This window comes from Lactobacillus delbrueckii subsp. delbrueckii DSM 20074 = JCM 1012 (assembly GCF_001433875.1).
Lineage (GTDB): Bacteria > Bacillota > Bacilli > Lactobacillales > Lactobacillaceae > Lactobacillus > Lactobacillus delbrueckii.
Map to the genome: position 1 here is coordinate 18,722 of NZ_AZCR01000006.1, position 25,287 is coordinate 44,008.

Sequence of the window (25,287 nt, forward strand, 5' to 3'; positions counted from 1 at the left end):
TTTACATCATGCCTGGTTGAGCTGGAGCAGCTTCTGGCTTGTCTTCCGGAATTTCTGCCACAACTGCTTCAGTGGTCAGCAAGAGGCCGGCGATTGAAGCGGCATTTTGCAAGGCTGACCGGGTCACCTTAGTTGGGTCGATGATCCCTTCATCAATCATGTTGATATACTTGTCTTCAGCAGCGTTGTAGCCGACTTCCGGGTCAACCTTGCGCAGGTGGTCAACAACGACTGAGCCGTCTTGGCCGGCGTTTTCAGCGATTTGGCGAACTGGGGCAGTCAAGGCACGGGCCACGATGTTGATCCCGGTTTGTTCGTCAGCAGTGTCACCCTTGATTGCCTTAACAGCTTCTTCAACGTTAACCAAAGCAGTACCACCACCAGCTACGTAGCCTTCTTCAACAGCGGCACGGGTAGCGTTCAAGGCGTCTTCTACCCGGTAGCGGCGTTCCTTGAGTTCAGTTTCAGTAGCAGCACCGACGTGGATTACGGCTACGCCGCCAGTCAGCTTGGCCAGACGTTCTTGCAGCTTCTTCTTGTCGAAGTCAGAAGAAGTGTCTTCGATTTGCTTTCTGATGGTGTCAACCCGTTCTTGGATGGCTTCCTTAGCGCCAGAGCCGTCAACGATAGTAGTTGAGTCCTTGGTGATAGTTACCCGGCGGGCTTGACCCAATTGGCTGAGCTGGGTGTCCTTGAGTTCCAGGCCCAGGTCTTCAGAGATTACCGTACCGCCAGTCAAAGCAGCGATGTCAGCCAGTTGTTCCTTGCGGCGGTCACCAAAGCCAGGAGCCTTAACAGCAACAACGTTGAAGGTACCGCGGATCTTGTTCAAAACAAGAGTTGGCAAAGCTTCGCCAGTCACGTCATCAGCGATGATTAGGAGTGAGCGGCCTTCCTTCACGATTTCCTGCAACATTGGCAAAATGTCCTGGATGTTGGAAATCTTCTTGTCAGTGATCAAGATGTATGGGTTTTCCAAGTCAGCTTCCATCTTGTCGTTGTCCGTTACCATGTATTGGGACAGGTAGCCGCGGTCGAATTGCATCCCTTCAACCACGCTCAGTTCAGTTTCGATCCCGCGGGAGTCTTCAATGGTGATAACACCGTCTTTGCCGACCTTTTCCATGGCTTCAGCGATCAAGTCGCCGATTTCCTTTGAAGCACTTGAGATTGAAGCAACTTGGGCAATTTGGTCCCGGCTGGAAACTTCGTGGCTGTTCTTGTGCAATTGGTCAACGGCTGCTTGGGTGGCCTTTTCAATCCCGCGGCGAATGCCAACTGGGTTAGCCCCGGCAACCACGTTCTTCATCCCTTCTTGCACGATGGCTTGGGTCAAAACAGTGGCCGTGGTCGTACCATCACCAGCGATGTCGTTGGTCTTTGAAGCAGCTTCAGCAACCAGCTTGGCCCCCATGTTTTCGTAGTGGTCTTCCAGTTCAATTGCCTTGGCGATAGTCACGCCGTCGTTGGTAATCGTTGGGGCGCCGTAGCTTTGTTCCAAAACAACGTTTCTGCCCTTAGGCCCCAAGGTCGTCTTGACCGTGTTGGCCAGCTTGTTAACCCCGTTTAAAAGTGAACGTCTTGCTTCTTCTGAAAACTTGATGTCTTTTGCCATTTTTTAATTCACCCTCCTTAAATTACTTAATAATTGCCAAAATGTCTTTTTCATGAAGGACTAAGTATTCCTTGCCTTCGTACTTGACCTTGGTGCCAGAATACTTATCGTATAAAACTTCATCGCCCTCTTGGACGGTCATAGGAAGCTTGCTACCATCTTCCGCGTACAGGCCGCCGCCTACGGCAACAACCTTGCCTTGGGTTGGCTTTTCCTTAGCGTTGGAAGCAAGTACGATACCACCAACAGTTTGTTCTTCAACTTCTTTAACTTCAACGATCACGCGATCACCAATTGGCTGTAACACGTTATTCCCTCCTAAAATTAATTGTCTTTAGAAATTCTTTAGCACTCATCTTAATCAAGTGCTAACTTACAACTATGATAATAATACCTTTTTTCCAAAAATGCAAGAGAAAAATAGCACTTTTTAGTCGAGAGTGCTAAAAAGTGCTGTTTTCCTTATTTATTCGTGTTGTTCATGGCCTTTTTCCGCTCTTCCAGCTGCTTTTTGATCATTTCGTCAGAGTCAAGGAAGTAGATCAAGGTCTGCAATTCGGTAGCCAGGTCGACGTTTTGAATCCGGACCCCGTTTGGGGCGGACAGGCGGATCGGGGTAAAGTTCATGATCCCCTTGATCCCGGCTTCGATCATTTCATCAGCCGTCTTCTGGTCCGTCGCCTGGGGAACGGTCAAGATAGCGATCCGGATCTGCTGGTCAGCGATCTGCTGCTTCATTTCATCCATTGAGTAAACCGGGACCCCCTGGGTGATCTTGCCGGTGATTTCCGGGTTGATGTCGAAGGCGCAGGAAATTCTGATATTGTTGCTGCGCTTGAAGTTGTAGTTCAAAAGGGCATGGCCCAGGTTGCCGACCCCGATCAGGGCAACATTGGTCAAAGTGTCCTGGTTGAGGATCTTCTTAAAGAAGCTGAGCAGGTTCTTGACGTCGTAGCCGTAGCCCCGCTTGCCCAGGGCACCGAAGTAAGAAAAGTCCCGGCGGATTGAAGCGCTGTCGACTTGAACGGCTTCCGCCAGTTCAGTTGAAGAAACCTTGTCTTTTCCTTCATCATTCAAAAGCAGCAAGTAGCGGTAATATAGCGGCAATCTTTTGGCAGTAGCCTTGGGAATTCTAAATTTGTTGTTCATAAAAAGATGCCTCCAGTTTTTATTTTGTGATGTGAATCTCTAATCAATCTTCTACTATGATACCCATTTTTACCAGTCCTTGGCAAGTCGTATTTTCACAATATTTGCCGTAAAATCCTTTTTATTGAACTTTTTCACAAATTGATTAAGAGATCAGCGCTTCCGGCATTTTCTTTAAAGAAAAAGGAAAAATAAAAGGAGGGAAAAAGAAGCGGAAAAGAAAGGGAAAATCAGCCTGGCTGGCGGCAGGCAAGCCTTTTGCATGGTACAATGTTTCAAGGTGAAAAAATATGATAATAGCACAAGGACACAATTTGGAGCAACGCTTCGGGGCTGCTCCTATATTCAGCAAGGTAAACTTTTCAATTGAGAACAATGCCCGGATCGGCCTGGTCGGGCCAAATGGGGCCGGGAAAACGACCCTTTTAAAGATCATGACCGGCCGCCAGGAAGCCAGCCAGGGGGAATTTACCGTCAACAAGGGGATCGAGCTTGGCTACATCGCCCAGGAGCACGACTTTGACGAAGAGAAGTCGATCTGGGAAGAGATGCTGACGGTCTTCCAGCCCTTGATCGACCAGGGCCAGCAGCTGGAGAAGCTGCAGTACGCCATCGCCGACCATCCGGAAGACGAAGAGCTTCTGCGCCGCCTGGACCAGGCCCAGTATAATTTTGAACAAGCCGGCGGCTATACCTACCAGGCCGAAATCAAGAGCATGCTCAACGGCTTCAACTTCCCGGAAGTGACCTGGAACAAGCAGATTGCCAGCCTGTCCGGCGGGGAAAAGACCCGGCTCAGCTTCGTCAAGCTCCTTTTAAAGAAGCCCCCGCTCCTGCTTTTGGACGAACCGACCAACTACCTGGACCTGGATACTTTGGACTGGCTGGAAGCCTTTCTTAAGAACTACCCTGGCGCCATCCTGACGGTTTCCCACGACCAGTACTTCTTAGACCACCTGGCTACGCAGATTTTTGAACTCCAGCATGGGGAACTGACTGTCTTTAAGGGCAACTACAGCCAGTACCTGGCGCAAAGAGAACTGCGCGACCAGCAGCAAGAAGCCGCTTATGAAAAGCAGCAGGAAGAGATCAAGCGAGAAGAAGAGTTCATCCAAAAGAACATCGTCCGCGCCTCCACCACCAAGCAGGCACAAAGCCGGCGCAAGGCCCTGGAGAAGATGGAACTGATCGACCCGCCAAAGCACAAGTCAAAAGTCCGGATCAAGTTTGACAGCGCCCGGCCGTCAGGCAAGGAAGTCTTGATCTTGAAGGACCTGGCCGTTGGCTATCCAGACAAGACCATGCTTAAGGACATCTCCTTCCAGATCAATAAGGGTGACCGGGTGGCCATCATTGGCCAAAACGGGATCGGCAAGTCCACCCTTTTAAAGACCGTCATGAAGCAGCTGCCGGTTAAGAGTGGGGCCATCAAGTACGGGGCCAGCCTGGACATCGGCTACTATGACCAGGAACTGCAGGGATTAGACTATTCTAAGACCGTGATCGATACCATCTGGGACCGGCACAAGGACATGAACGAAAAGGACATCCGGTCCATCCTAGCCAGCTTTTTGTTCACGGCCAAGGACATTGACAAGCAGGTCAGCCAGCTGTCCGGCGGGCAAAGAGCCCGCTTGACCCTGACCGTCTTGTCCATGGAACACAACAACTTCCTTTTGATGGACGAACCGACCAACCACTTGGACCTGGACGCCAAGGAAGTTTTGGAAAAAGCTTTGGCCGATTACGACGGCACCCTCCTCTTCGTTTCCCACGACCGCTACTTCATCAACAAACTGGCCAACAAGATCGTCGTCGCTAAAGACGGCCAGGCCAAAATCTATGAAGGCAACTACACTTACTACTTGAACGAAAAGGCCAAGGAAGAAGCCGCTGCTCAAGAAACAGCCGCGCAGGAAGCGCCAGTCGTCAAGGCAGTCAGCGAAAGCAAGTTCTCCTACCAGGAGCAGAAAAAGCGGGACTCGGAAAAGCGGAAACTGGAGCGGCAGGTCGCCCAGGCAGAAAAGGACCTGGAAGAGCTGGAAGCAAAAGAACAAGAGATCCAGGAAGCAATGGCTGACCCGGCAATCGCCGCCGACTTCAGCAAGCTGGGGCCTCTCCAGGAAGAATTGACCGCTGTCCAGGAAAAGATCAGCCAAGTTAGCCAGGCTTGGGAAGATGCCTCCTTGGCCTTGGAAGAATTTTGATTTTAGGCAAAGGAAAAGCAAGTCCGTTACTGGACTTGCTTTTTTGTTGCATTTTCGTCTTGCTTTTTACTTGTAATCCTCAGCGTAAGGCAGTTCCATTGACGGGTCCGCGTCCAAGGTCAAGTCGGCAAAATTACCGGCCAGGTACTGGTTGTAAGCGGCAGCCGCGATCATAGCCGCGTTGTCCCCGCAGAGCTTAAGCGGCGGCAGGATAACCTTCGGTGCCTTTTCCAAAGCAGCGATCTCCTTGTTCATCCGCTCTCTTAAGCCTAGGTTGGCGGCAACCCCGCCCCCCATGATGAAGGTCTTGGGCTGGTACTGCCGGATGGCCCGCATGGTCTTTTCAGCCAAAACGTCCACCACGGCCGCCTGGAAGCTGGCCGCCAGGTCATACTTGTCTAATTCCTGCCCCAATTGGTCAGCATGGTGGCAGGTGTTGATGAAGGCACTCTTGAGGCCTGAGAAGGAGAAGTCGTAATTATCTTCATCGATCATGGCTCTAGGGAAGCCGAAAGTATCCTTACCCTGGTGGGCCCACTGGTCGATCGTCTTGCCGGCCGGGTAGTTGACCCCCAGGACCCGGCCAATCTTGTCGTAAGCTTCTCCGGCCGCGTCATCGCGGGTGTCGCCCACGATTTCAAAGTGGGTCGGGTCTTTCAGCAAAACAATTTCGGTGTGGCCGCCGGAAACCTGCAGGGCCAAGGCCGGATACTCAACCGGTTCAACCAGCTGGGCAGCTGAAATGTGGCCCATGATATGGTCCACCCCAATCAAAGGCAGGCCGGTCGCCATGGAGGCCGCCTTGGCCGCGTTGATCCCGATCAAAAGGGCTCCGACCAGGCCTGGCCCGTGGGTTACGGCGATGGCATCCAGATCTTCCCAGCTGACCTTGGCTTCTTCCAGGGCTTCCCGGGTAATCTGGGTAATCACTTCGATATGGTGGCGGCTGGCCACTTCCGGCACAACCCCGCCAAAGCGGGCATGGCTCTTGATTTGGGTAGCCACGACCAGGCTTTCGATCTCTGACCCGTTCTTGACCACGGCAGTCGAAGTCTCGTCACAGGAGCTTTCAAAAGCTAAAATGCGAATGTCTTTCTTTTCCTTCACAGTCAGTTCTTCTTTCTTAGATGGCAGATCATGTTCAAACCGTCGCTGTCCGGACGGTCATCATTATCGTAGTAGTTCTTGCGGACAAAATTGTCTTCAAAGCCAAGCTGCCGGTAGAGCTCTTGGGCCTTCTTGTTTTCGACCCGCACTTCCAAGGTGACCGCTTTAAGGTCAGCCGACTTGGCCAAGTCTAAAACCGTCTGAACCAGGTAGCTCCCGATCCCCTGCCCCTGCTCTTTCGGCATCACCGCCAAAAAGGTGATGTGGGCTTTAGAGAGACTGAAGCGGCAGCCGATGGCTCCGACCAAAAAATCCCTCTCAAGCAAGAGCAAGTATAAGGAATCCCGGCGACGCAATTCTTCGGCAAAGACTTCCCCGTCCCAGGGCAGGCGGCCGGCATAAACTTCCTTTTCCAGCAAAAGGAGGCGGGCAAGCTCGCCTGCCTCCGCCTTCTTTAAGCAGTATTCATGGCCGCTGATGCTGATTGCCCGGGGGGCAAACTGCACCAGGTCAACTTTAAAGAATAGTCCCATAAGTCTAAACTTCTTCTACATATGCACTGTCTGCTGCAAATTCCTGGCCGGTCTTCTTTGCCCAGTCATACTCGGCCTGAGTCCGGCGCAGATAGTTCGGCACGGCCTGGTCCGGATCAAGGACGGGAGCACTTACCGCCAAGCGGCCAATTGCACCGGCGTGCAAAAGGTTCTCTTCCCCTTCAGCCAGGCGCAGGTCCTTGTCAGCCAGCCCTGCCGCGATTTCTTCCTGGTACTTGCTGAAGTCGCTGCCTGCAAAAATCACCTTCTGGTCAGGCAGGGCCCCTACTTGCTCTAAGAGCTCGCTTAAGTGGTAGTGACCGTCTGCAATCACGGCTTCCTTGCCCCGGTAAGCACCGGCAAAGAAGTTCTTGTTTCTGGCGTCTAATGCCGCCACGATCAAGGCATCTTCACCGGCAAAGTTCTGGGCCAGGGCCTGTAAAGTTGAGACCCCAACCAGCTCTTTATTCAAAATGCTGGCAAACATCTTAGCCGTGGTCAAACCGACTCTGAGGCCGGTATATGAACCAGGCCCGATCGCCACCGCGAAGCGGTCGATGTCTTTTAAAGACAGACCGTTTTCTGCCAGCAGGCTGGCAATATCCGGATCAAGGTCAACGCTGTGGTTGCGCTGGTTTTCCTCGATCTTTTCGCTGACCAAGTGGTCAGCTTCATTCAAGGCAACGCTCAAATCGCTCGTTGCCGTCGAAATGCTTAAAATCTTCATGCTCTAACTTTTATTTCCTAAAATTTTCTACTCAGCTTGACCCGGGACAGGCCTTCCAGGATAAACCAAACCACGACCATCTGAATCCATGGAGTGATCATTTCCTTGAGGATCCGGCTGGACAGGGCGACCATAAAGTTGGTCCCGTACATCATGCTGAACCAAAGGGTGTTCAAGCCGATGTAGCAGATTACCGTGACGCAGATTACGGACGCGATAACCCGCCAAATCTGGATGGGCTTCTTGTACAAGAAGAAGCCGTAGATCATCGGCTCCAAGGCCGCGGTCAAGGTGTAACCGATAAAGAAGCCGCCCAGGTTACCAAAAATTGCGGATGAAACCAGGTCGCTTAAGGCACCGCCGGCAAAGCCCCACCAAGGCCCGAACAAGTAGCCCAGCATGACGCTGCCGATAAAGTCCAGGCCCACCTGCAGGGTGGCATCCCCGACCTTAAACTGTCTCAAAACCACCTTGATGGCGATAACCATGGCCAATAAGACCAGCTCCCGCAGCTCCAGCTTGCTGCTGACTTTTGATTCACTTTTCACAAGACTGTCCTCCTAAAAATGGCTTAACAAAAACAACTGAATCAGTCTCTATTAAAGCACATTTTTTGCCAGTTTACCTCACAAAGTGCCATAAGTTCACCTTGCCGGGTAATGGCGTGGCAGGTCTTGACAGCGCTGTCTTCCGTTTCCCGCATAACCTGGCAGGCAACCTCATCGCCGTATTTAATTTCCTTCTCAAACTTGATGGCCAGGTCTTTCGGCTCATGGCTGTTGATGAAGTCCCGGGGAAGGCTGTCGACGATCCAGTCCAGGTAGTGGGCGTTGTTGACGTGGTGGTTGGAGTCCAGGTCATAGTAGTAGGCCCGGTAGACCTTCTCGTCTTTGTAATCGTCTTTTGGCCGCAATTTCTTAAAGCGGGGCATTTTAGCCAAAAGGGGTGCTCCCAATTCCTCAGCGATTTTATCATCGCTGGGCAAAAGCTTCCGGCTCTTTAAATCAAACAAAACCCACTGGCTGTGGGCAATTACCAGGTCTTTGCCTGCTTCGTCCTCAATGCCGAAGTCCCGGTAGGACAAAAAGCGGTTGTAGCCAACCGCTTCAGTCCAGACCCTAACCTTTTGGCCGGCCCGGGGAAGGCTAGTAAATTCAAACTCGTACTGAGTGACTACCCAGCCCCTGCCTTGCTCTTTCATGGCGCTAGCCCCGCCTAAAGTTGGCGCCAGCTGCCTTTCAGAGCTTTCCATCATCAGGTCGATCATTCTGGGCAATTTCAGCTGGCCGCTTTCCCCGCAGTCAGCGTATTCCAGCTGGTAATCCTTGTAGTATCTCATTTTGCCCCCTCCTGGTGGTAGCGGTCATAGAGTTCGTTTTTGGAAACGCCCTGGCTCTTGGCCACCTGCTTGATGGCATCCTTTTTAGAAACGCCTTGGGCAACTTGCTCTTTGACCAGCTTGACCAGGTCAGCCCAGTCCAGGGGCTTTTCTTCCGTGTTTGGCGACACCAAAACGACGAACTCGCCCCGGGGGTCGACTTCTTTAAAGTGCTGGATGACTTCTTCCAGGCTGCCGCGGATGAATTCTTCATGAATCTTGGTCAGTTCTCTGGCACAGACGACCTGCCGGCCGTCTGGCAAAACTTCCAACATTTGCTCTAAAGTCTTCAATAGCCGGTGGGGTGCCTCATAAAAGATCGAGGTAGCTCTTGAAGCATTGATTTCTTCTAAAAAAGGCCGCTGCTGGCTGGCTTTGCGGGGCAAAAAGCCGTAGTAGGTAAAGGGCTGTCCGTCAAAGCCGGAAGCGATCAAGGCCGTGGCAAAAGCCGACGGGCCCGGCAGGGGAACGACTGGAACATTGCTTTTGATGCATTCCTGGACCAAAATATAGCCGGGATCAGAAATCACCGGCATGCCAGCATCGCTGATCTCAGCGATTGTCGCCCCCTCCTGCATCAACTTGACCAGTTCCGGCGCCTTTTCTTTAGAGTTGAACTTGTGAAAGGCAACCATCTTGTTGTGAATGCCCAGCCGGTCCAGCATGATCCCGCTGGTTCTGGTATCTTCAGCGGCAATGTAGTCAGCCTCTTCCAGAATCCGCTTGGCCCGGATCGTAATGTCTTCCAGGTTGCCGATCGGGGTAGGCACCAAGTAGAGCTTGCCCCGCTGGTCATTCGCGTAGCTGTGTTGCGTTTGCATTATTTGTGCACCGCCTTCTTTCCAAAATTATCCAAAATATCCAGGCAAAACATGCAGTCCGCGCTGGGATCCCGGTGGGTTCCGTAGTACATGTTGCAAATATGGTAGCCAGACTGGTAGATCTGCTTGAGCATGGCCATCCCGCTCTGGCTCTTGCCTTCGTGTTCTTTAACCGTCAATTTGTCCAGCTTCTCGCGCAAAAGCTGGTTTTCAACCTTGAGCTCGGTATTTTCCTTCAAGCTCTCCAGCATCTCCTGCTGCAGTGAGTCCATGCTTTTGAGCATGCGCTCCATCTGCTGCTGCAGCTGCTGCAACTTAGTATATGGGTCCACTTTCCTTACCGCCTTTACTGCTGCCACTTTAAGGCCAAATAGTCCAAATTGTTCAAAAAGCCGACATTACTCTGCCGCATCTGGTCAACCCGTATGAGGTCCGCCAAAAAGTTGGCCGCTTCCTGGTAGTCACCCTTCTCCAGGTCCTTTTCGCCCCACTTCTTGAGCAAAATCCAGACATACTTCTCCCAGGCCTTGGTCCCCTGCTTTTGCTTTTTAACCAGGTCCGCTAGCTGGTGGGCGGACACGATAGCCAATGAGTCATGCTCGCGGAGCTCCTGGTAAAAATATTTTACCGCCTGGTCGACTTCCTGGCTGCTTTTCACCTGGTCAACTTCTTCCTGGCTCATCCCGTTGGCCAAAAGGAGCCTGTCCTTGCTGGAAGCAGCTTGCTGGCTGAAATTGATGATCTGGGTTCTGGACTTGATCGTCGGCAGAATCTGCCCGCCGTTATTGGCAATCAAGAAGGTGACTACCGGCGCCGCTGGCTCTTCCAGCAGGTTGAGCATGGCGTTTGCAGCCGGCAGGGTCAATTTCTGGGCATGGTTGACCACGAAGTAGCGCCGGTCGCCTTCCAGAGGGCTCTTGGCTAATTCCTGCTTAAGCGGCCGGATCTGGTCAATCGCGATCGACTGCTTGTTTTCTTCCGTGTCGATCAAAAAGACGTCCGGGTGGTTGCAGGCCAGAATCCGCCGGCAAGCCGGGCAGGTCCCGTCCGGCTTCTTTTCGCCCGTGCAGTTCACGTAGCAGATCAGCCAGTAGGCCGTGTTTAAGGCTTCTGCTTCATCACTTGACAAGAGCAGGTAGGCATGCGACAGCTGACCCCGGTCCTGGGCTTGCTTGAGCTGCCGGGATTCAGAAGCGCCAATTTGCTTTAAATCCAGCATTAAAAGTGTAGGAACTGGTCAACCGGCAAGACAAAGACCGTCGCGCCGCCGACCGTGATGTTGACCGGTTCAATCGGCTGCTCGAAGGAAATGCCAGGGTGAATGCCAGGGTTGATTGTTTCTTCTCTGGTTTGGGAATGCTCTTCGATCAGCTTCAAAACGCCGTCAACGTCTTCATCTTCCACCCCAATCAAGAAGGTGGTGTTGCCTTCGCGCAAAAAGCCGCCCGTTGACGCCAGTTTAGTGGCGCCTACATTGTTGTCAACAAAAGCCGCCTGCAGGCGCTTGGCGTCTTCAGACTGGACAATGGCAATGATCAGTTTCATCTTGATCCCCCCTAAAACAATTCTGGAAATGTGCTTTTCACCAGTTTAACACTTGCGGCCACAACTTGCGGCAAATCTTGACTCGCGTCAACCACTTTTACCCGGTCCGGATGAGCCTGGTTGACCTTTTGGTAGCCCCGATAGACCTCTTCATGGAAGGCCAGCTTCTCTTGTTCCAGCCGGTCTTCGCTGCCTGACCGGACCTTGGCGATTCTGGCCAGGCCCTGGGCCGGGTCTAAATCCAAAAAGATGGTCAGGTCCGGCTCCAAGTGGCCGGTAGCGAAAGCGTTGATCTGGGCTACTTCATCAATTCCCAGTCCCCTCCCCTGGCCCTGGTAGGCCAAAGAAGAGTCGACAAAGCGGTCGGAGATGACCAGGTCCCCCCGCTTTAAAGCCGGATTGATGATCTCGCTGACATGCTGGGACCGGCTGGCCGCGTAGAGCAGGGCCTCGGTCTTGGCATTCATTTCCGTATTGGCCGGGTCCAGGATGATGTCGCGGATTTTTTCCGCGATTTTTGACCCGCCTGGCTCCCGCGTTACTAAAATTTCCCGCTTGCACTGGCCCTGGATGGCCTTGACGACTTCATTGATCACTGTCGTTTTGCCGGCGCCGTCGGGACCTTCAAAAGTGATAAAGTAACCTTGCATTTGAACTTGCCTCCTATCTATCTATTTTACAGAACTAAGGCTAGTATTTACAGACTTATCTTCCCACTAAATCTAGTAGGTAAAAATCGTAAAAAAATAATCCCCCGAAACCGGGAGATTATCAGTTTTTTATTGGGAAATGGCATTGGTCACGCCGGTGTAAGAAGCATGGCGGTAGCGGGCCTCATCGTACAAAAAGGCATACTCAGCTCTTAAAATCTTGTCCGCCACGATATTGTCATCGGACATGTCCAGGGTTATGTTGTCTAAACCATTGCTAAGGCTGATTTCCTGCTGCAGCTTTTCTACCAAAGCCATCAGCTTCTCATCTTCTGCTTGCTTGATTTTGTCGCTGTGCTTACTCATGCTATAGCTCCGTTCTACCTTGAACTGCCCGCTTCAAAGTGATCAAGTTGGCATACTCAATGTCTGAGCCGACCGCCAGGCCCGCGGCCAGCCGGGTAACCTTGAGGCCGGCCGGCTTGATCAAGCGGGAAATGTACATGGCCGTTGACTCCCCTTCCGGGGTGGAATTAAGGGCCAGGATGACTTCTTTGGCAGCATCATTTTTCTGCAGGCGGACGATCAAGGACTTGATGTTGATCTGCTCCGGCCCGATCCCGTCCATCGGTGACAAGACCCCGTGCAGGACATGGTAGAGGCCGTCATATTCGCCCATATTTTCAAAGGCCATCACGTCCTTGGCTTCCTCAACCACCATGATGGTTGACCGATCCCGGGCTGGATTGCTGCAAATGGCGCAAGGGTCTTGTTCGGTAATGTTGCCGCAGACCGAGCACTGGCGCAGCTTTTCCTTAACGTCGACCAGAGCCTGGGCGAATTCGCCCACGTCTTCTTTAGGCATGTCCATGGCATAAAAGGCCAGGCGGGTCGCCGTCTTTTCACCGATGCCCGGCAGTTTCATGAAGGAATCGATCAAGCGGGCAATTGGTAATGGGTATTGCAAATTACATCAGGCCTTTCGTGTACTTGCCCAGGCTCTGCTGGGTTGCCTGGTCGATCTGCTTCAAGCCCTTGTTAACAGCATCAATAACCAGGTCTTCCAGCATGTCCGGGTCATCCGGATCAATGGCTTCCGGCTTGATGAACAAGCTCTTTAAAGTCCGGTCGCCGGTAAAAGTAGCCACTACCATGTCGTCAGCTGCCTTGCCGGTGAATTCCTGGGTCGTGATGTTTTCCTGTTCCTGGGCCATTTGCTCCTGCAGCTTCTTGGCTTGCTTCATCATCTGCTGCATGTTCATGCCGCCCATTCCTGGGAAAGCTGGTCTCTTGCTCATGAAAAAATCTCCTTTTACTACTTCGTTTTTATCTGCTTAATTTTAACGCGAAAAAAGTTTTTTGGCGAATATTAGTCCTTAACCTGGGCCAAAGGGCCGAAAAGCTCTTCTGCCTTGGTCACAATCGCATCATCTGCCGCTTCTTCCGGCGGCGCCTGGTCCGGCAAAGGCGGCTCAGGAGCTGCTTCTTCTGCCGGCTGGGCTTCTGCTGGCTGGGCCTTGGCCCGGAGCTGACTGGCATGTTCTTTAATGAATTCCTGGCGGATCTTTGGCCAGGCCTTTTCGTCAACGATGGCGATGGTCCAGCTCTCCTTGGTCAATTGATCCAGGTCAGCTTTGAGAGTTGCTAAAAATTCTTGAGGATTTGTGGCCAGCTGCCAGGCCCGGGACTGGCTGGACAAAAGAACCGCCCGGTCGCTGGCCGCGATCGGCTGCAAGAAGCCCAAGACCGTCTTGGCCGGCTCTTCCAGCATGCTTGGCAAGTCGCGGTCCCAAAGGTTGCGGGCCTCAGCTAAGCCGGACTTGGTGGCCTGGCTTAAGACCGCGTAGATCTCTTCCTGGCTGCTGGTGATTTCAGCCTGCAGTCTTTCGGCTTGCTGCTGCTTTTCCGCCGCCTGCTGGGCCACTTCGGTTGCCCCGCCCTTTTGCGTGTACAGCTGCTGGTTGAGCTGGAAGACATGGCGGGGGCTGAAGGCCTGGCTTGGCCGCTGACTCAGCTGCTGAACCTGCTGGGTCAGCTGGTGGACTTGTTCTTTCAAGGCCTTAATCTGCCGCTCTATGGCCGGGTTGCTGGCCGCGGAAGCAACTTGCGGGCCTGCCTGGCCGTTTTGCCGCTTCTGGCTGGCCTGGACTAAAAAGACTTCCAAGGGAATCTGCTGCTGGTTGGTAAAGCGGAGACTGCCCAAGGCGTCATTAGCCTGGTCAATGATCTGGCTGAAGCGGTCCGGGCTTTGCTGGGCAATTTCCTGGGCAAAGTCATCCGTCAGGAATTCCCCCTGCCCTGTTTTGGTAAAAAGCATGGCCTGGACGGTCAAGCTGATAATTTCATTTAAGATGTTTTGGGCGCTGGCCCCGTCCTGGATGGCAGACTTAGCTAAATCCAGGGCCGTCTGGCTGTCCCCGTTTAAGAGGGCCAAAAGAAGCTTTTCCACTTGCTCCTGGGCGGCGAAGCCGGTGACTTCCAGGGCGTCCTCGTAGCGGACACTGCTTTTTTCAAAAGAAAGGAGCTGGTCCAAAATACTCAAGGCATCCCGCATCCCCCCGTCAGCGACTTGCGCGATGACCTTTAAGGCCTTGTCCTCATATTCGACCCCTTCCTGGCCCAGGATGTATTCCATCCGCTGGACCATGGCCTCATTTGAGAAGCGCTTGAAGTTGTAGCGCTGGGTTCTGGAAATGATGGTGGCCGGCACCTTCTGCAGTTCAGTCGTCGCCAAAATAAAGACGACGCTGGCCGGCGGTTCTTCCAAAGTCTTTAAAAGGGCATTGAAGGCTGAAATCGACAGCATGTGTACTTCGTCGATGATGTAAACCTTGTACTTGCCTTCAGTTGGGGCGTAGTGGACCTTGTCTAAAAGGTCGCGGATTTCGTCAACGCTGTTGTTTGAGGCCGCGTCCATTTCAATTATGTCCGGCATTGCCCCCTGGTCGGCGGCCAGGCAGTTGCTGCATTCGTTGCAAGGTTCGCCCTCTTGCAGGTTTAAACAGTTCAAGGCCTTGGCAAAAATCTTGGCGCATGAGGTCTTCCCCGTCCCCCGCGGGCCGGCAAAAAGAAAGGCATGCGAGACCTTGCCCCGGATAAGTGAATTCTTGAGGGTATCGGTAATGGCTTCCTGCCCGACCACATCATCAAAGGTGCGCGGGCGCCATTTGCGATACAAAGCTTGATAAGCCATACATTCTCCCCGTAATGAAAAAGCTCCTAGCCCCGAAGAGCTAAGAGCCTGTTAATTGCTAAATAAAGGGCACATGTCCAAGCGACCTTAGTGCTGCTACCTTCCGGTCCTGACACGCTTCGGAGGTCGAACATTGCCCAATACATATTGTAACCTAAACTAATCCTTTTGGCAATTTTCCTGGGCTTTTTTTGCTAATTTTTGCTTGCGGCGGATTTCCCGGAAGAAATCTTTCAAAAGCAGGGCCCCTTGCTCCTTGTAAAGACCCCGGATGACCTCGGGATGGTGGTTGAATTTTTCCACGCTGAAGAGGTCGACCACGCTGCCGGCGGCGCCAGCTTTGGGGTCCATGGCCGCAAAGTAGACTTCCTTGATCCGGGAGTTGATAATGGCTCCGGCACACATGGCGCAAGGCTCCAGGGTGACAAACAGGCTGCAGTCGATCAGGCGCCAGGAGTCTAGCTTTTGGCAGGCTTCTTTAATAGCCAGAATTTCGGCATGGGCTGTCCCGTCTTCATCCAGCTCCCGCCGGTTGTAGCCCCGGCCGATAATCTGCCCGTCTGGCCCCACGACAACGGCCCCGATGGGAACCTCGTCTTGCCGGCGGGCCTTTTCTGCTTCCGCAAAGGCGGCCTCCATGTAGGTCTTTTTTTCTTCGCTTGAATACATTATTTCTTCACGCTCTTTAAAATGTAGTAGCCCTTGTCCCGGGTCAAGATTTCGCAGTTGCCCAGGCTGGCTGCCATCAGCTTCTTCGCGCTCGGTGCCCCCTGCTTTTTCTGGATGACGACCAGCAAAATCCCGCCATCAATTAAGTGGTCCTTAGCTTCTGACAAAATGCTGGACCAGATGGCTTTGCCGGCCCGGATCGGCGGATTGGTCACGATCATGGCATATTGGCCGGAAACTTCTTGATAGCGGTCTGAGGCAAAAATATTAACGTTGCCTGCCCCGTTGGCCGCCGCGTTTCTTCTGGCCAGGTCCATGGCCCGTTCATTAACGTCAACCATGTCGACCTGGCGGCCGGGCCACTTTTTAGCGGCGAAAAGACCGATCGGGCCATAGCCGCAGCCGACATCCAGAATATTGCCGCCTGGCAGCTCCTGGTCCAGCATCTGCTCAATCAAGACCCCGCTGCCGTAGTCGACCCGGTTTTTGGAAAAAACGCCGGCGTCCGTGGTCAGGTTTAAGTTAATGCCATTAAGGTGGTAGTTGACATGGTGCTCATCATGGTCAACCGTGGGATTTTCAGTAAAGTATTGTTCAGCCATCTTATGCCTCGCTGATCTTTACGGCGTCAGTACCGTCGATTTCGCTGACCTGGACCTGGACGTCCTCGCTGGCCGCGGTTGGGATGTTCTTACCGATAAAGTCCGGCCGGATCGGCAGTTCCCGGTGGCCCCGGTCGATCAAGACCGCCAGAGCGATCTTGTCTGGCCGGCCCTGGTCCATGATGGCGTCAAGAGCTGCCCGGATGGTCCGGCCAGTGTAAAGGACGTCGTCAACCAGGATGACCGTCTTGCCAGTCAAGTCAAAGGAAGTGTCAAAGCTGGCAATGGCCTTGGCCTTTTCCTCCTGGCTGAGGTCGTCCCGGTAGGCGGAGATGTCTAAAGACAAGACTGGCAGCTGGCTGTCTTCAATCTTGGCCAGGCGATCACCGATTCTCTTGGCCAGGTACCAGCCCCGGGTCTTGATCCCGATTAAGACCAGGTTTTCCGTCCCCTGGTTTCTTTCCACGATTTCGTAGCTCATTCTGGTCAGAGCCCGGCGGATCCCCGCTTCATCCATGATTTGTTTGCTCATTTTTCTTCTCTCCGTATGGTAGTCTTTTTCTATTCTATTGTTCTTTTCTGTTTCTATTTTTTATTCTGGTAAAAAAGCATCGCTAACCATTTTATAAGACTGGCCCGGTTGTAGTCAAATTCCGCCAGTTATTTTCATAAGCGCTGGCCACCAGGTCCAGGTACTTGTCATAGTCAAGCGAATGCAAAATTGCTTCCTGCTCTTCAGCTTGAAGTAAGTTGACGGCCCGGTTTTCCACGTGCATGAACCAGTCAGGTGACAGATTAGGAATTTTCTGGACCGTAGCCTCCCGGCCTTTTGCCAAGTTGCCCAGGCCGTTAGCCTTAAGGACGGACAAGGCTTCTTGGTCATGCTGGATCACGGCCTCCCCGCTTTTCTTGCGCTTGTTCAGCATGGCCGGGGTCAGCTTTTTAGCCGCGGCGGAATAAAGGTGAACCGTCTTCGGCAGGCCGTCTTGATAGATAAAGACCCGGTTGTAGCGCTGCAAGATTAAGAGCTGGCCGGCATCCCCCCGGCCGAAAATGCAGTTAGCCCGCTCCTTGCTGTGGTTGGCTGAGAGGACGTTTTGGAACATTCTGAGCCGGTGGGCCGGGTCTGGGAAGGCTTCCTCAGCTTCCGCCAGAATCTGCCGGCCCAGATCCCGGTCAAAAGGCGCTGCCAGGTCTGTTCTTTTTTCCAGCAGGTAGCGGCTTAGGGCCCAGTCGATGATGGCCGGGTGGGCCAGGGACTTGGTCGGGCTGGTGTCCTTCCGGCAGGCCAGGCTGCCTGAGGCAGACAGGATCTTGGTCAAGTCCGGGCTGGCTTCCAGGCGGTTGTTGGAGTCTTTTGAAACCAGGTAGAGTTCTTCCGGGACGATTTCCACCCCGATTTCAGCAGCTTCTTTAGCCAAGATCTTCCGGTTTAAGTCCGCGTCCAAAACTGAGTAAAGGCCATCAGTGTTGGTTGACACGATCCGGGCTCCGGCATAGGTCTGGGCCTGGCCGATCATATAAGTGAAGAGCTGTCCGATGATCCGCATGGACCGGATCCGGTTGTTCATTCTAATAGAGGACGGCACTTGCCCCTCTCTTGGGTCAGCAGCCCCGGTAGCTGAGTTTAAGATCAGCTTGGTCCCTTCTCTTTCAATGTTGAACATCCGCCGCTCTTCGTCGCTGTATTGGGGATCAGTCCGCTTTTTGTCCAATTCCTGCTTTCTTTCAAAGATCGCCGTATACCGGTCTTCACCTAAGCGGTCATTGTAAAAAGCATTCAAGCGCCGGAGCATGTTTGGATAGTAGGAAGTAAAGTCCTCGTGGTTGGTCAGGTCGCTTGAAGTAAAGGCATAGCGGTCATCCAGTCGGACCCGGCTCCCCTGCTTTTTGAAAACGGTTGGTTCATCTTGACTGAAGTCCCGCCAAAACTGCCCCCGGTCGGCTGGATCCGTCTGCTCCATCAGCTTGATCGTTGCTTTGGCAGTCAGAAAAGTCTGGTACTTTTCCACCCGGCCGTCTGGCAGGGTAACTTCCCTGGCCTTACGCAAGTCCAAAGGGTCTGGATAAAGCTTTTGCACATAAGCCAGGTCAGCCTGCTTTTTCTCCCAAAGGGCATGGTCTTTTAAATAAAGGTCACGGTTATATTCTGACCCATGCAGGCCGCCGACGGAAAAAGTAATGTAGCAAGTCGATGGCTGGCCGTCCTTTTGGTAGTAGAAAAGGTTGGTATCTTCGTTTTCGACATCACTTAAGTCGCTGACCGGCAGGGCCTGGTCGCCGTAATCTTCCCGGTATTCTTTTGAAGGATTGAAGTTCTTGCCGGCAAACTGCTTGTAGTAGTCATAAACCCGGTCGAACTTCTTGCGTAAGTTTTCGTCCTCAAAGAGCTTGTAGAAAAAGTCCCGGCTTTCTTCCAGGATGTCTCTCTGCTTTTCGCCCGTTTTTTCCGCCACGCTGGCCGCCGGGTACAAGAAGGAAACAGCCCGGTCGTCTTTTAAGCGGCCGTATGGGCAGATGGTCCGGCGGGCAAAATTAGCAGAAGAAGAATCGATGGTCAAGCGGTCTTTTCTGACAAAGGCCGGGCCGATTTTCGCCTGGTAGCTGTCCCCGTCTTCTTGATAGATCAAGTCCGGGTACTGGCCCAAGAGGCCCTTTTTCAAAATAAACTGGCCCTGGTAGTAAGGATGGCAGAAAAGCTCCTTTAAATTGACCACGTCAGAAACGTTGTAGGCGATGAGATCTGCCAGTTCTTCAGGACTGGTCAAATAGTCCTGGCCAGGCTTTAATTTGTCACTTTCCAGAATCTGCCAGCCCAGCATCCCCAAAAGGCGCTTGAGGCCAACCCGTCTTTGCCGCTCATTGAGCTGGGCCACGTCGATATGGCGGCCGGACATCTGGAAGTTTTTGGCAACTAAACCCATGGTCTTGTCCTGCCAAAGGCGCAGGCGCATGTTGCCCATATAGCGGCTGAAGAGCTCATCGTTAAAGTCCCGCATCTCCCTGGCCGTCACGGCTGAAAAGCGGTCCCGCTTGCCGCTTTCGCCAGGCTGCCAGGCTCTAGTAAAGTAGTAGGCCAGCATGGTCAAGTCGTAGTTGCTGGAATTGTAGCCCATCAGGTAGGGCGCTTCTTCTTCCTGGTAGCCGGCGTCAGTGTCGCAGACCGGGCGGAACTGGCCAGGGAAAGAGGACGGGGCTTGGGGATCATTGACGTATTGGGCATCTGAAACCCCAAAGGTCTGGGCCAGACGGGCGGAAGCTGCACTTGAGCAGAGATTGTAGTAGTAGATCTCCCCTTTAAAGTTCTGGTTCTTCTCCCGGATCCGCCGGGCAGCAGACTTCTTAAAGTCCAGGCTGTCTTTGTCATTTAAGGCCGGATCATCAACTAGGTAATAGATGTCAACCCGCTGGTCGTCTGGCCGGTAGCAGGACAAGGTAAAGGCGTTGGTCAAAGATTCGATATCGTAGAAATAAGAATTGAGTCGGCTCATTTTTTCCTCCAGTCGTTTACTTACATTTTAGCAAAAAGCAAGAAAAAAGCGGGCCATCAGGTCCGCTCCCTTGTCCTGCCGTGCAGCTGCTCATAGCGCTCCAGCGACATTGAGGTTACATGATAATTCTTGCAATAAGGACACCGGTAAGCCCGAATCGGCATCTGCCGCCAGTGCTCATGGTTGATTTCACGCAGGTGAACGGTCACCTCTTCCTGGTAAAGAAACAAGTCGGCATCAAACTTCGTCTTAAAGGCCCGCTTGCCGCTGGGACAAGCCAGCAGACGGCTGCGGCGGGCGCGCCGGTAAGCCTTACTGGCTTTGCTCTTCGTCATTGCCATGCCCCCTTACTTTCTTCAGAAGTAAAACAGCAGATCACTGATTCCTTATGTCAATATTCACTTTCTAGCTTGATTTTATCACCATTCGCCTGCCTGCTCAATTAATAGCCACTTTTTACCAAGATTTCAGTAAGCGCTCTATTGTTTTTTAATTAAATAAGGATGATAATAAACTTTCGACGACTCTGTCTACAAGAACGGTCTGCAAAACGCAAGCATTAATATCAGCGGTGATCCGTCATACTGCAATATCACTTTCGGTGACTTGCCAAGTTCAGCCTATGAGACGGTTACTGAAGCTTCAGAAACAGCAAAGAAAGTCGTCAAGCGGACCGCGGCTGTTTACAACAGGAACGGCAATAAGACCATTAGCACATACAGCAGCCCGGGGCAGCGTCAAGTACTACAAGATCTCCAAGACCGCTAACATGTTTAGTCTGCCGACGTCGACGGCCGCTACATCACGGTCATGCACAGTTCAGCCGTTTACAGCAAGAACTTGAAGAAGACCACTTATTCTGTGGCTGAAGGCAAGAAGATCCTGACTTTTGGCCGGACGACGATAAAGAATAAGAAGTACTACCAAACTGACTACAACTCCTTCATCTCTGCTTCCAACGTTGACGGGATGACCCGGACCTTGAAGCAGACTTACGGCAGCGCCGTATCGATCAAGGGCAAGAAGTACTACATTATCGGTGTTGGCAAGTACGTGACCAAGTCTGACTTCAAGCAAAATGCAAACAAGTTGATCGCAGTAAGAAATGCAGGTCCTTTGCGGACCTGCATTTTAGTTTTTCTTTAGCTTTTCCACAGTCTTTTTTAGCAAGCAGTTCATCAAATAGCCACGCTTGCTGGTTATCCTTACAGTACAAGTTCAGAAGAACTTGCGACTAAGCAAAGGAGGCAAAAACTATGCTGAAACTGTTTACCAAATTACTCACGATTTCATTGGCCCTGTTTGCCTTTAACCGCTACAGACGGCCCCGCCGCCAACTGGCAGTAGTTCCTGCCCACCAGCGGCACAATTAAGAATTCGTGACTTCCCTTTTTTCCTTGAATTTGAATTCTATCTAATTGCTGGTCTACCGCTTTAGCCAGCATTACATTGCATTAAATTTCTTATTTTTTCACAACACACAAACCTCCATCTCGATGGCAAGAAGCACTGGCAATCGCCAGGGCTTTTTTGCATATTTTTAACCCTTTTGCCTTGCTTGCGGGTAAAAAAGAGCCAATAATATCATTTATAGAGACTTTGTAAAACCCACAAAATATCCATTTTGTTTTAACTTTAGAAAGCAGGTGCATCATGCCTTCACTTAGTCAAAAACTGGCCAGCCTTTTCCTAATCGACAGCACTGGCGATTTTATTGAAAACCTCCGACTTTTGGAGCAGTACCAGCCAGCCGGCCTCCTACTCTTTGCCAAAGACCTGGCGGGCCTAAGCGAAAAGGCTGTTAAAGAGCGGCTGGCGATTTACCGGCAGGCCCGGCCAGGTTTGCTGCTCGCCATTGACCAGGAAGGCGGCTTAGTCAGCCGCTTGTCCGCTCTTCACCCAAACCGGTCTTACCCCAGTCAGGCTGAACTTTTGAAAAAGGGGGCTGACTTTTTCTTAGCAGAAAACCAAAAGACGGCCCTGGAATTAAAAGATTTAGGCATCAACTTGAACTTTGCTCCGGTGGCTGATCTTTCGCTTGATCCGGCCAGTTTCATCTACAGCCGGACCCTGCAAGCAGGAGCTGAGGAAACCGGGCCGGCAATCGCGGCCTTTATCAAGCTCTACCGGCAGCTGGGAGTCGCCTCCTGCGCCAAGCATTTTCCTGGCTACGGGGATGCCGGCGACACCCACCAGGCTCCGGCTAAAGACCTTAGAAGCCTTAAGGAAGCCCAGCTGGATCTTTTACCTTTTAAAGCTGCGATCGCGGCGGGCGTGCCGACTATCATGGTAGCTCACTTGGAAGTTGCCTGCTATAGCCCTGGCCCTGCTTCCCTCTCCCCGGAAATCTACCGCCTGCTCAAGGAGGACCTTCATTATTTCGGCGTGGCCATCACCGACGACTTAGCTATGGCGGCGGCGAGAGAGAGCAGCTGCCCGGAACTTTTGGCCCTAAAGGCCGGAGCCGACCTCCTTTTAGGCGGCAAATTGGAAAACTTGCCAATTTTGGAAGCAGCCGCAGAGAGCGGTGAATTGCCAAAAGAGCGGATCAAAGACGCCCTGGTCCGGGTCCAGACCCTGCAGGACGATTATTCTCTCTAAGCTTTTAAAAAGCTCTGTAACATTTCAGAATTAACCAGCAATTAACGACAAAAAAGGCAGATCCGGAGATCTGCCTTTTTATCTTGCAATTTATTGTCTATTTCTTACTTTGTTTCTTTGTTACTTTGCTTAATTCTTAGAGAAAGTAGCAAACCTGATCTTTTTCAAGATCTGGTAGCCAACATCCTTGACCTTGTCTTCACCAAAGCTGCGCTGGTTGAGAAGCAGGATAATCCCGTTCTTGTTGTCAGCTGTCAGCTGAAAGTAAGCAGCATAGTGGGCGCTGCCAATTGCCCCGTAGGCCAGCTTGACCTTTTCCCCCTTCTTGAGGTAAACCCCGCCGCTATATTGGTTGATCTTGCTCTTGAGGTGGGTCAGCTTGTGAAAGGCGCTCGGCGACAGGAACTGCCCTGTCCCCAAAGCTTCTTGGATAAGATAGTAGTCGCTGGCTGTCGTCAGCATGTTCCCGGCCCCAACCAGCTGAGACAACCGTGTCTTTTCCAAAGTTGCCGCCTGCTGGTAGTTCTTGCCATGCTTATAGGCGTAAGATACAGCCAGCATCTTATTCTTAGGCAGCTGGCTGCTTACATAAGTTGACTTGAGGCCCAGCCGCTGGACCACCCGCTTCTTAAAGTTCCAGGCGTATGACTTATGGCTCACCTTCTTGATGATGCCTGCCAGCAAAACATAATTGACGTCGCTGTAGTGGTAGCTCCCCACCTTGTCCTGCGGCAATTGGTTGGCCCGGTTCACAATCCAGTTTACTGCCTGGTCTTCACTGTAGTTGATATGGCGGTCGGCTTCGACTTCCGGAATCTGCAAGCCTGAAGTGTGGGAAAGCAAGTTGCCCACGCTGATTTTCTTGGCATTCCGCAAGGCCGGGTACCAGCGGGAGATCTTCGTGTTTTGGCTAAAAGCACTTGAACTCCCCTTCTTTTCTTCCATCAGCTGCATGATCATGGCCCCGGTTACTTCCTTTTGCATGGAAGCGGCCGGGTAGACGACCTGGCTGGCCCCGTTCTTGACCTTCTGCTTAGCATTAGCCAAGCCGTAGTTAACGACCTGGACATGCCCGTTTTGCACTATAGCCACGCTGCCGGTCACATGCTTCTTCTTAAAAAGCTTCTCGACAAAAACATGCATATCGGCCGCCGTTACCAGATCAGGGGCGGTTTCTTCTGGCCAAAACGCCAAAGCGGCCACTAAGACAAGCAGGGCAACGATTAATTTCTTACCTTTTTTGAACAAGTCTGCTTTTCCCTCCTAGAATACATATAAACATTATAAGTCCTTTTCCAGGGAAAAGGGAAAAGTTATTATAAATTTAAAGAATTAAAAAAATACTCACTAATTCAAACTGAAGGTTCCCAGCTGGATCTTCTGCAAGAGGCCGAAGGCCAGGCCCTTGAGCTGCTGTTCAGTCTGGCTGCGCTCATTGACGAACATGATGATCCCGTTTCTGTTGTCCGCCGTCAGCTGGACGTAATTCCCGTAGTGCTCATCCCCAATCGTGCCAAAGGCAGACTTGACCTTGCCGCCCCGCTTCATGTACATGCCGCCGCTATAGGTGGTCTTTCTGGCCTTGAGGTGGGTCAGGTATTTAAAGTCGCTTTGGTTCAAAATTGCCCCGTTCTGCAAGGCCAGCATGATCTCATAATATTCAATTGGCGTGGTGCACATATTGCCAGCACCTGGGATCTGGGAAGCCACGGACTTAGGCAGAGAAACCGGTCTTTGGTACTTTCTCTGCCAAAGATAAGCGTAGGATACCGCCTGGCTCCGGGTCCAAGGGATGTCATGTCTGAGGCTGGTGCTGGTTAAACCCAGCGGCTGGACGATCCGGTGCTTAAAGTTGTAGGCGTAGGAGTGGTCGGTCAATTTGCGGATGATGCCGACCAGCAAGATGTAGTTAGTGTCGCTGTAGTTGAAGCTGCCAATCTGGTACTGCCAGCTGCCGTTGATCTTCTGGGTCACCCAGTTGATGGCCTTATCTTCCGACAGATTCTGGTTGCTTTCTGAGCCAACCTCCCGGTAGCCGCTAGTGTGAGTCAAGAGGTTGCCGACCGTCACGTAGCGGGCATTCTTCAGCTTGGGGTACCAGCGGGAGATCTTGGTGTACTGGCTGAATTGCTGCTTGGTATGATTCTTTTCGTTCATAATCTGTACCAGCATGGCTCCGGTTACCACCTTTTGCAGAGAAGCAGCCGGATAAGTCACGTTATAAGACCCGTTCTTCATCCGCCGGCCAAACCAGGCATAGCCGTAGTTGACGGTCTTGACGCTGCCGTTTTGGACTAAAAGAACTGACCCGGCCAGGTGGTTGTCCCTCATTACCCGGTTGACGTCGCTTTTGGTCGCTTCCGCCTTGACCGTAGCTGGCGCCAAAGCTGAAAGCAGGAGGCTGGCAGCTAAAGCCAGCTTGCCGGCAGTTTTCGCGGATTTTTTCAAAAAGAAATCTTTAAAATTCAATTTGCTCTTCTCTTTCTCATCATACGCATAACTACGAATTATGTTAGCCCTAATATTTATTAAAAACAAGGGAAGCTGTGTTACATTTTAATTACAGGATTTTTCCGCAAAAAAAGACCACCGGAATCAACCGATGGTCATTTAGGAGTGGTCAAGCTTACTTAACGGCATCCTTCAGGGCCTTGCCTGGCTTGAAGGCTGGAAACTTGCTTGCAGGGATTTCGATTTCAGCGCAAGTTTGCGGGTTGCGGCCCTTCCGAGCAGCGCGTTCACGAACTTCAAAAGTCCCAAAGCCGATCAATTGTACCTTTTCGCCCTTAGCAAGTGCTTCTTCGATTGATGCAAACAAAGCGTCAACGATTTGAGCAGATTCCTTCTTGCTGAATTCAGTCTTTTCACTTACAACTGAGACAAGTTCAGTCTTGTTCATCTTGTTTCCTCATCTTTCTATCGCCAATTGCAAGAATAAATTGAACACTTACCATAACATCTGGTAGATTTTGACTATCTACGCCGGTAAATGCGGTCAA

At 52.0% G+C, this 25,287-nt stretch carries 29 protein-coding genes and 1 other RNA gene; 3 read left to right on the top strand and 27 right to left on the bottom strand.

From position 1 onward, the window contains the following. Position 1: 1 nt before the first annotated feature. From groL to FD23_RS02115, 3 genes are all read right to left on the bottom strand, one after another. Positions 2 to 1,615, bottom strand: a complete 1,614-nt coding sequence (gene groL / locus FD23_RS02105; RefSeq protein ID WP_025895506.1) for a chaperonin GroEL — start codon at positions 1,613 to 1,615, stop codon at positions 2 to 4. A 22-nt stretch (positions 1,616 to 1,637) separates the two neighbouring features. Continuing rightward, positions 1,638 to 1,922 (bottom strand): co-chaperone GroES, encoded by a 285-nt coding sequence (gene groES, locus FD23_RS02110; RefSeq protein WP_002876557.1) that lies wholly within the window; start codon positions 1,920 to 1,922, stop codon positions 1,638 to 1,640. A 155-nt stretch (positions 1,923 to 2,077) separates the two neighbouring features. Next, positions 2,078 to 2,764, bottom strand: coding sequence for a redox-sensing transcriptional repressor Rex (locus tag FD23_RS02115; RefSeq protein WP_025895507.1), 687 nt, complete (start codon positions 2,762 to 2,764; stop codon positions 2,078 to 2,080). Between the two features lie 290 nt (positions 2,765 to 3,054). Between FD23_RS02115 and FD23_RS02120 the strand changes: the two genes are divergently transcribed. After that, a complete protein-coding gene (locus FD23_RS02120; protein ID WP_025895508.1) occupies positions 3,055 to 4,971 on the top strand; it encodes an ABC-F family ATP-binding cassette domain-containing protein in 1,917 nt (638 codons plus the stop codon). Between the two features lie 66 nt (positions 4,972 to 5,037). Here the strand turns inward: FD23_RS02120 and tsaD are convergent, their stop codons facing one another. The 20 genes from tsaD to FD23_RS02215 form a co-directional block, all read right to left on the bottom strand. Further along, entirely contained in the window at positions 5,038 to 6,078 is a 1,041-nt protein-coding gene (gene tsaD, locus FD23_RS02125; RefSeq protein ID WP_025895509.1) for a tRNA (adenosine(37)-N6)-threonylcarbamoyltransferase complex transferase subunit TsaD, read from the bottom strand. A 2-nt stretch (positions 6,079 to 6,080) separates the two neighbouring features. Continuing rightward, positions 6,081 to 6,611 (bottom strand): ribosomal protein S18-alanine N-acetyltransferase, encoded by a 531-nt coding sequence (rimI, locus tag FD23_RS02130; protein ID WP_025895510.1) that lies wholly within the window; start codon positions 6,609 to 6,611, stop codon positions 6,081 to 6,083. 4 nt (positions 6,612 to 6,615) lie between these two features. Next, positions 6,616 to 7,338 carry a tRNA (adenosine(37)-N6)-threonylcarbamoyltransferase complex dimerization subunit type 1 TsaB gene (gene tsaB, locus FD23_RS02135; protein WP_002876548.1) on the bottom strand — a complete coding sequence of 241 codons (723 nt, stop codon included), beginning with the start codon at positions 7,336 to 7,338 and terminating at the stop codon, positions 6,616 to 6,618. Between the two features lie 17 nt (positions 7,339 to 7,355). Then, positions 7,356 to 7,886 (bottom strand): folate family ECF transporter S component, encoded by a 531-nt coding sequence (locus FD23_RS02140; RefSeq protein WP_025895511.1) that lies wholly within the window; start codon positions 7,884 to 7,886, stop codon positions 7,356 to 7,358. Positions 7,887 to 7,927: 41 nt separating this feature from the next. After that, positions 7,928 to 8,677: an acyl-[acyl-carrier-protein] thioesterase gene (locus FD23_RS02145; RefSeq protein WP_052933731.1), complete on the bottom strand. Its 750-nt coding sequence runs from the start codon at positions 8,675 to 8,677 to the stop codon at positions 7,928 to 7,930. After that, entirely contained in the window at positions 8,674 to 9,537 is an 864-nt protein-coding gene (rsmI, locus tag FD23_RS02150) for a 16S rRNA (cytidine(1402)-2'-O)-methyltransferase (RefSeq protein ID WP_025895513.1), read from the bottom strand. The genes FD23_RS02145 and rsmI overlap by 4 nt, the downstream gene beginning before the upstream one ends. Beyond that, complete coding sequence (gene yabA / locus FD23_RS02155; RefSeq protein WP_002876544.1) at positions 9,537 to 9,869, bottom strand: DNA replication initiation control protein YabA; 333 nt, start codon at positions 9,867 to 9,869, stop codon at positions 9,537 to 9,539. Before yabA ends, rsmI begins: the two co-directional genes overlap by 1 nt. Before the next feature lie 14 nt (positions 9,870 to 9,883). Then, positions 9,884 to 10,756: a DNA polymerase III subunit delta gene (locus tag FD23_RS02160; protein ID WP_025895514.1), complete on the bottom strand. Its 873-nt coding sequence runs from the start codon at positions 10,754 to 10,756 to the stop codon at positions 9,884 to 9,886. Further along, complete coding sequence (locus FD23_RS02165; protein ID WP_002876541.1) at positions 10,756 to 11,082, bottom strand: cyclic-di-AMP receptor; 327 nt, start codon at positions 11,080 to 11,082, stop codon at positions 10,756 to 10,758. Before FD23_RS02165 ends, FD23_RS02160 begins: the two co-directional genes overlap by 1 nt. 11 nt (positions 11,083 to 11,093) lie before the next feature. Next, positions 11,094 to 11,732: a dTMP kinase gene (gene tmk / locus FD23_RS02170; protein WP_025895515.1), complete on the bottom strand. Its 639-nt coding sequence runs from the start codon at positions 11,730 to 11,732 to the stop codon at positions 11,094 to 11,096. Between the two features lie 129 nt (positions 11,733 to 11,861). After that, on the bottom strand, positions 11,862 to 12,098 hold the full coding sequence (locus tag FD23_RS02175; protein ID WP_025895516.1) for a YaaL family protein: 237 nt from the start codon (positions 12,096 to 12,098) through the stop codon (positions 11,862 to 11,864). A 1-nt stretch (position 12,099) separates the two neighbouring features. Next, positions 12,100 to 12,699, bottom strand: a complete 600-nt coding sequence (recR, locus tag FD23_RS02180) for a recombination mediator RecR (protein WP_025895517.1) — start codon at positions 12,697 to 12,699, stop codon at positions 12,100 to 12,102. 1 nt (position 12,700) lies between these two features. After that, complete coding sequence (locus tag FD23_RS02185; protein WP_002876537.1) at positions 12,701 to 13,030, bottom strand: YbaB/EbfC family nucleoid-associated protein; 330 nt, start codon at positions 13,028 to 13,030, stop codon at positions 12,701 to 12,703. A 71-nt stretch (positions 13,031 to 13,101) separates the two neighbouring features. After that, positions 13,102 to 14,925 (bottom strand): DNA polymerase III subunit gamma/tau, encoded by a 1,824-nt coding sequence (gene dnaX / locus FD23_RS02190; RefSeq protein ID WP_025895518.1) that lies wholly within the window; start codon positions 14,923 to 14,925, stop codon positions 13,102 to 13,104. A gap of 53 nt (positions 14,926 to 14,978) precedes the next feature. Continuing rightward, positions 14,979 to 15,075: signal recognition particle sRNA small type (ffs, locus tag FD23_RS09105), an RNA gene on the bottom strand. 9 nt (positions 15,076 to 15,084) lie between these two features. Further along, the gene (gene tadA / locus FD23_RS02195) at positions 15,085 to 15,594 is read right to left on the bottom strand and encodes a tRNA adenosine(34) deaminase TadA (protein WP_013439987.1); all 510 of its coding nucleotides are present in this window, start codon (positions 15,592 to 15,594) and stop codon (positions 15,085 to 15,087) included. Next, positions 15,594 to 16,196, bottom strand: a complete 603-nt coding sequence (locus FD23_RS02200) for a class I SAM-dependent methyltransferase (RefSeq protein WP_002876534.1) — start codon at positions 16,194 to 16,196, stop codon at positions 15,594 to 15,596. The genes tadA and FD23_RS02200 overlap by 1 nt, the downstream gene beginning before the upstream one ends. Position 16,197: 1 nt before the next feature. Continuing rightward, positions 16,198 to 16,728, bottom strand: a complete 531-nt coding sequence (gene pyrR, locus FD23_RS02205) for a bifunctional pyr operon transcriptional regulator/uracil phosphoribosyltransferase PyrR (protein WP_025895519.1) — start codon at positions 16,726 to 16,728, stop codon at positions 16,198 to 16,200. 91 nt (positions 16,729 to 16,819) lie between these two features. Then, positions 16,820 to 19,687, bottom strand: coding sequence for a hypothetical protein (locus tag FD23_RS02210; RefSeq protein WP_052933732.1), 2,868 nt, complete (start codon positions 19,685 to 19,687; stop codon positions 16,820 to 16,822). Positions 19,688 to 19,743: 56 nt separating this feature from the next. Then, positions 19,744 to 20,022: a hypothetical protein gene (locus tag FD23_RS02215; protein WP_003611058.1), complete on the bottom strand. Its 279-nt coding sequence runs from the start codon at positions 20,020 to 20,022 to the stop codon at positions 19,744 to 19,746. A gap of 475 nt (positions 20,023 to 20,497) precedes the next feature. On the opposite strand from FD23_RS02215, the gene FD23_RS02220 reads away from it, so the two are divergent. Beyond that, the gene (locus FD23_RS02220; RefSeq protein WP_025895521.1) at positions 20,498 to 20,833 is read left to right on the top strand and encodes an SLAP domain-containing protein; all 336 of its coding nucleotides are present in this window, start codon (positions 20,498 to 20,500) and stop codon (positions 20,831 to 20,833) included. Between the two features lie 317 nt (positions 20,834 to 21,150). Here the strand turns inward: FD23_RS02220 and FD23_RS02225 are convergent, their stop codons facing one another. After that, positions 21,151 to 21,342 carry a hypothetical protein gene (locus FD23_RS02225; RefSeq protein ID WP_025895522.1) on the bottom strand — a complete coding sequence of 64 codons (192 nt, stop codon included), beginning with the start codon at positions 21,340 to 21,342 and terminating at the stop codon, positions 21,151 to 21,153. On the opposite strand from FD23_RS02225, the gene FD23_RS02230 reads away from it, so the two are divergent. After that, on the top strand, positions 21,341 to 22,288 hold the full coding sequence (locus tag FD23_RS02230; protein ID WP_025895523.1) for a glycoside hydrolase family 3 N-terminal domain-containing protein: 948 nt from the start codon (positions 21,341 to 21,343) through the stop codon (positions 22,286 to 22,288). The two genes, FD23_RS02225 and FD23_RS02230, sit on opposite strands and share 2 nt — an antisense overlap. Before the next feature lie 129 nt (positions 22,289 to 22,417). Here FD23_RS02230 and FD23_RS02235 read toward each other — a convergent pair whose 3' ends face one another. The 3 genes from FD23_RS02235 to FD23_RS02245 form a co-directional block, all read right to left on the bottom strand. Next, positions 22,418 to 23,536 (bottom strand): serine hydrolase domain-containing protein, encoded by a 1,119-nt coding sequence (locus FD23_RS02235; RefSeq protein ID WP_025895524.1) that lies wholly within the window; start codon positions 23,534 to 23,536, stop codon positions 22,418 to 22,420. A 99-nt stretch (positions 23,537 to 23,635) separates the two neighbouring features. Continuing rightward, on the bottom strand, positions 23,636 to 24,757 hold the full coding sequence (locus tag FD23_RS02240; protein WP_025895525.1) for a serine hydrolase domain-containing protein: 1,122 nt from the start codon (positions 24,755 to 24,757) through the stop codon (positions 23,636 to 23,638). Between the two features lie 157 nt (positions 24,758 to 24,914). After that, positions 24,915 to 25,187: an HU family DNA-binding protein gene (locus tag FD23_RS02245; protein ID WP_025895526.1), complete on the bottom strand. Its 273-nt coding sequence runs from the start codon at positions 25,185 to 25,187 to the stop codon at positions 24,915 to 24,917. Between the last annotated feature and the right edge of the window lie 100 nt (positions 25,188 to 25,287).

What these genes read in the sequence shown, in the direction of transcription:
- tadA (WP_013439987.1), bottom strand. Translation starts at nt 15,594, where the DNA reads ATGTATTCAAGCGAAGAAAAAAAGACCTACATGGAGGCCGCCTTTGCG.
- tsaB (WP_002876548.1), bottom strand. Translation starts at nt 7,338, where the DNA reads ATGAAGATTTTAAGCATTTCGACGGCAACGAGCGATTTGAGCGTTGCC.
- tmk (WP_025895515.1), bottom strand. Translation starts at nt 11,732, where the DNA reads ATGCAAGGTTACTTTATCACTTTTGAAGGTCCCGACGGCGCCGGCAAA.
- dnaX (WP_025895518.1), bottom strand. Translation starts at nt 14,925, where the DNA reads ATGGCTTATCAAGCTTTGTATCGCAAATGGCGCCCGCGCACCTTTGAT.
- FD23_RS02220 (WP_025895521.1), top strand. Translation starts at nt 20,498, where the DNA reads ATGCACAGTTCAGCCGTTTACAGCAAGAACTTGAAGAAGACCACTTAT.
- rimI (WP_025895510.1), bottom strand. Translation starts at nt 6,611, where the DNA reads ATGGGACTATTCTTTAAAGTTGACCTGGTGCAGTTTGCCCCCCGGGCA.
- FD23_RS02230 (WP_025895523.1), top strand. Translation starts at nt 21,341, where the DNA reads ATGCCTTCACTTAGTCAAAAACTGGCCAGCCTTTTCCTAATCGACAGC.
- rsmI (WP_025895513.1), bottom strand. Translation starts at nt 9,537, where the DNA reads ATGCAAACGCAACACAGCTACGCGAATGACCAGCGGGGCAAGCTCTAC.
- FD23_RS02120 (WP_025895508.1), top strand. Translation starts at nt 3,055, where the DNA reads ATGATAATAGCACAAGGACACAATTTGGAGCAACGCTTCGGGGCTGCT.
- FD23_RS02175 (WP_025895516.1), bottom strand. Translation starts at nt 12,098, where the DNA reads ATGAGTAAGCACAGCGACAAAATCAAGCAAGCAGAAGATGAGAAGCTG.
- FD23_RS02145 (WP_052933731.1), bottom strand. Translation starts at nt 8,677, where the DNA reads ATGAGATACTACAAGGATTACCAGCTGGAATACGCTGACTGCGGGGAA.
- pyrR (WP_025895519.1), bottom strand. Translation starts at nt 16,728, where the DNA reads ATGAGCAAACAAATCATGGATGAAGCGGGGATCCGCCGGGCTCTGACC.
- FD23_RS02245 (WP_025895526.1), bottom strand. Translation starts at nt 25,187, where the DNA reads ATGAACAAGACTGAACTTGTCTCAGTTGTAAGTGAAAAGACTGAATTC.
- FD23_RS02160 (WP_025895514.1), bottom strand. Translation starts at nt 10,756, where the DNA reads ATGCTGGATTTAAAGCAAATTGGCGCTTCTGAATCCCGGCAGCTCAAG.
- FD23_RS02185 (WP_002876537.1), bottom strand. Translation starts at nt 13,030, where the DNA reads ATGAGCAAGAGACCAGCTTTCCCAGGAATGGGCGGCATGAACATGCAG.
- FD23_RS02215 (WP_003611058.1), bottom strand. Translation starts at nt 20,022, where the DNA reads ATGACGAAGAGCAAAGCCAGTAAGGCTTACCGGCGCGCCCGCCGCAGC.
- FD23_RS02165 (WP_002876541.1), bottom strand. Translation starts at nt 11,082, where the DNA reads ATGAAACTGATCATTGCCATTGTCCAGTCTGAAGACGCCAAGCGCCTG.
- FD23_RS02200 (WP_002876534.1), bottom strand. Translation starts at nt 16,196, where the DNA reads ATGGCTGAACAATACTTTACTGAAAATCCCACGGTTGACCATGATGAG.
- groL (WP_025895506.1), bottom strand. Translation starts at nt 1,615, where the DNA reads ATGGCAAAAGACATCAAGTTTTCAGAAGAAGCAAGACGTTCACTTTTA.
- FD23_RS02115 (WP_025895507.1), bottom strand. Translation starts at nt 2,764, where the DNA reads ATGAACAACAAATTTAGAATTCCCAAGGCTACTGCCAAAAGATTGCCG.
- FD23_RS02225 (WP_025895522.1), bottom strand. Translation starts at nt 21,342, where the DNA reads ATGATGCACCTGCTTTCTAAAGTTAAAACAAAATGGATATTTTGTGGG.
- FD23_RS02210 (WP_052933732.1), bottom strand. Translation starts at nt 19,687, where the DNA reads ATGAGCCGACTCAATTCTTATTTCTACGATATCGAATCTTTGACCAAC.